Below are 3,524 nucleotides of genomic sequence, written 5' to 3' on the forward strand. Positions count from 1 at the left end.
TTACCGAATAACAAGCGTTTTTGATGAGATATTCTTCTTTCTGCACTTTTCTAATGCGATTTTTGATAGGGTTATAATCCTCGTCCTTGAGCTTAATGAGGTTGGAAACCTGCCCATAGAACCTTCCTGTATGTTGAAGAATGGCAATGGCTTCCCTCTCATTGTCTGTCATCTTGGGAACGGCTGTTATCTCGCCGTTAAGGAGTATTTCCCGACAATAATCGGAGAACTTCCGCCCTGTATTTTCCGCCTTTGATTTGATACGCTACCTTTCCTCTAAGGTACATCTTACCTTAATGAACTCCGTTTTGTTCATCCTCTGTTCTTCTTTATCCTGTTGCTGCCATCGGGCAGCTTTTCCCTTATATCTGTTCATATAAGTTTCCTTGAAAGTTTATCATTGTAGATGATTCGTTGTTGCTTAATTCCCGAACACTGACCGATGAGAACGGAGTGATTACGGTCTAATCTCCCCGACAGTCTGACGAGGGGAGCTGGGCGCAGTTTGTGGGAACAAACTGACGTCTTGCAATGCTACCGAACAAATCATTTACGCTTAAAACGTTTTATAGCCTAAAAACGAATGCCGTGCATTCCATGTCTAACTGCGTTCATGGTGTCCCCACCGTTCAATGTATTCAATAAAAATCTGTTGTTGGTACAATCCTAAAACGGTCAAGGATTTTGAGTGAAAGGGATAGCCTTTGACTTGATTGCCCTCGACCGTTTTTTTTTGTTGTTTACAGCTTCCTCCATTTCTCTATGTCTTCACCATATTCCTCCAGATGCTGACGCACAATGTTCTCAACAAAGCTTGAAAGGTTGCTACCCCTGTCGCCTAATCTACGCACAATGAAGTCGGCACGTTCCTGTGTTTCCCTGCTCAGATAGACCGCCTTGCGATTGTTTAACTTAGTCGGCACAAGATAGGCTTGCTTGTAGGCTTCGAGTGTTTTCTTTCTCATCTTGGCACTGATGCGCCTTTGAACGGTTGCATTCTCTGTATGCTGTGCAGGCTCAGAGTGCGCAGTGTTCTCTGTGTCCTGCTTGTTTGTAGGTCTTTCTATTTCAGGAACCTCTGTCCCTTTCTGTGGAATAGATTCGTACTCTGTTTCATCTTCCACACCCAAAAGCCATGAAAAATCTTTGTCCGTTGTCTTTGTTTTATTTTCCATTTTGCTATCTAATTTTATGTTTGACTTGTTTTGATTTCTTACTTTGCTTTTGCTCCGTAACCGACACTAGTGTCCGTTCCTGCACTTTCTGCTGCTCCTGTTTACACATACGACTGACATGAAACTCGTTGAGGTCTTTGAAGCCTTTGTAATGTACGGACATATCCTCCACCTTGAAACCTGCTTTTACAAATTCTTGCACGGCTCTCCGTCCTGCATCGTCATTGTCAAGGAAGGCACGGATATGGGACAGGTGTCGGTCGTTCAGACAGCGGACAGTCCTTGCCACATTGCTTACGGAGTTCATCACAAGGCAGTGGCTGGCTATCTCCTCTTTCATTGAAAAAAAAGAAAGGAAATCCATAAATCCCTCAAACACGCATACTGGCAGTGGTTTGTCTATTGTGTATTCTGTCTGTTTGTCCGTAAATATCAGAGTAATATCCTTCGGAGCTATCGTTCCCTTGAACGAACCATTATCCCGAAGTTCATACCCTCCTGATTGATTGGCAAAGCCGATGGCTTGATAGCGCCTTCCCCTTATCTCATAGCTGATACATTTAAGGAAAGGCTTTGCCTTTTCCAAATCAATGCAGCGTACCTTTGTAAGATACTCCTGCAAATGTGGAGGTAGGGTGTCTGATATGCTTATCAGTCTCCTTGTCTCGCTTGCTTGTTTTGTGGATGTCTGATTGAAACCGATACGAGGTTCGCTGCTTGGAAGGCTGTACGTTTCATCAGCGGAAGCGGTCTGTTGTCCCAAACGGCAAATGGCTTCCGATAACGTGCAGCCCTCCAAGCGCATACAGAGGTCAATGATACTTCCGCCCCTACCTTCGGCATAGTCTATCCAGAGGTTCTTCTCTGTGTCCACCTTAAAACTCGGATGCGTTTCCTCTCTGAGTGGTGAGCGGTACAGCGCATAGGAAGGTGTTCTGCGCATGGGCTTGATGCCTTTCCTTTCAAGATACTCCACGATGGAGTATCGCTTGATTGTTGATAAATCTTCTTCTTTCATTGCTTTGATACTTTAATGGGTTGAATGATAATTATTTATGTTTGTCTGTTTTTATGGTTTTACCGTTTCCAAAGTTTTCCCCCTCCAAACTTTTTCATCTTTCTTCTTACTACATACTATTTTGTGATAAGTGATTGATAATCAGTGTTACTTTGTAGTATAAGACAACACTACACATTCTACTACATTTGGCTACTACAAGTTTGAAGGAGCGGGCAGGGCAAGATTTTCCTAATTTTGTAGATATAGATGGGGCTACCTCCGTTTCTTCGTTTGCTCACCTTTATGTATCCTGCTTTCTTCAAGGCTTCGCCCATACGCTTGGCAACAAGTGGTTGGTGAGAGTATAAATACCCAAATAGGTAAGTATCTCCGTAGTGGTCATTAACGAATAGTTTTCATCCTCCGCTGGCTTCTCGAAGCAGCGTAACAGTAGTTCCATTTCTGCGGTCTGTACTTGGAAATCCTCGCTCTCCCTGTATAGTTCCGTTATCTCTTCATCGTCAAACCAATAGCGAAAACCTGACTTTAACAGGGCTTTGGCTTCCGCATAAACATTGTCCATCGAGATAGCTTTTGCTCTCTCAATATCTATGGAAAGCACTTCAAAGGGCAGGAAGCGTCTGCTTCCTGTAGGGTCTGTAAGAAAGTCGTTGCCGTTTACCGATGCCACAAAGCTTGCCAAGTGGGGATGTTCCTCCACATACTTGTCGTAGGGCATACGGTATTTGACCATCGGGCAGGTAATGAGGTTCTTCAGCTCATTCTCATCACGTTTATTTAGAGCTTTGAGTTGGTCGTCTATGTTTACGATGAGGTTTTGCCCGATATAGGTGAGCGTGTCCTTCTCCTGCGGATATATCTTGCCTGTGTAGCTATAGCCATGCAATGCAGGTGGGCAGAGCAAATTCAAGAATGTAGTTTTGAACTTTCCCTGCTCGCCCGTCAGCACAAGGCTGGTGTGGTTACGGCACTCACGGTCGTCCATTGCATTGGCGACCACTGCCACGAGCCACTTGGTGAGATATGGTAGCCATTTTTCATGATTGCGCACCACAACGCAACTTGCCAAGTCAGGAATGGCTTTCAGTGAAAGGGAAGAAATATCACAACAGCAATTGTTTTCATTATTGCCACTACTGTCATGATTACAACTATCGCTATTGCCACTATTATTACCACAGATATTACCAATATCCCTCAAGGGCAATCCCTTGAAATACTCCTGTATAGGGTTGATACGTGGCGAAAAGCTGCTCTCTATAATGGAATAGAGGTTGTTGGAAGATGTGATAATCCCCACATCGTTGTCAAGTTCCCTGCGGAGCGTG

General features: G+C 44.2%; 3 protein-coding genes and 1 pseudogene. All 4 read right to left on the minus strand.

Annotation, left to right across the window (positions count from 1 at the left end):
* Positions 1-376: pseudogene (locus F596_RS10830) on the minus strand (plasmid mobilization protein); the annotation flags it as partial.
* A gap of 364 nt (positions 377-740) precedes the next feature.
* Positions 741-1,175, minus strand: coding sequence for a DUF3408 domain-containing protein (locus F596_RS0104900; RefSeq protein ID WP_019036074.1), 435 nt, complete (start codon positions 1,173-1,175; stop codon positions 741-743).
* A 4-nt stretch (positions 1,176-1,179) separates the two neighbouring features.
* The gene (locus tag F596_RS0104905) at positions 1,180-2,193 is read right to left on the minus strand and encodes a toprim domain-containing protein (RefSeq protein ID WP_019036075.1); all 1,014 of its coding nucleotides are present in this window, start codon (positions 2,191-2,193) and stop codon (positions 1,180-1,182) included.
* Between the two features lie 301 nt (positions 2,194-2,494).
* The coding region (locus tag F596_RS10835; protein WP_428829171.1) for a virulence-associated E family protein at positions 2,495-3,524 on the minus strand (1,030 nt) is incomplete at its 5' end.

The organism is Prevotella amnii DSM 23384 = JCM 14753, from assembly GCF_000378745.1.
Lineage (GTDB): Bacteria > Bacteroidota > Bacteroidia > Bacteroidales > Bacteroidaceae > Prevotella > Prevotella amnii.

Bases quoted from the DNA above. Each gene is read 5' to 3' on its own strand.
- F596_RS0104905 (WP_019036075.1), bottom strand. From the start codon at position 2,193: ATGAAAGAAGAAGATTTATCAACAATCAAGCGATACTCCATCGTGGAG.
- F596_RS0104900 (WP_019036074.1), bottom strand. From the start codon at position 1,175: ATGGAAAATAAAACAAAGACAACGGACAAAGATTTTTCATGGCTTTTG.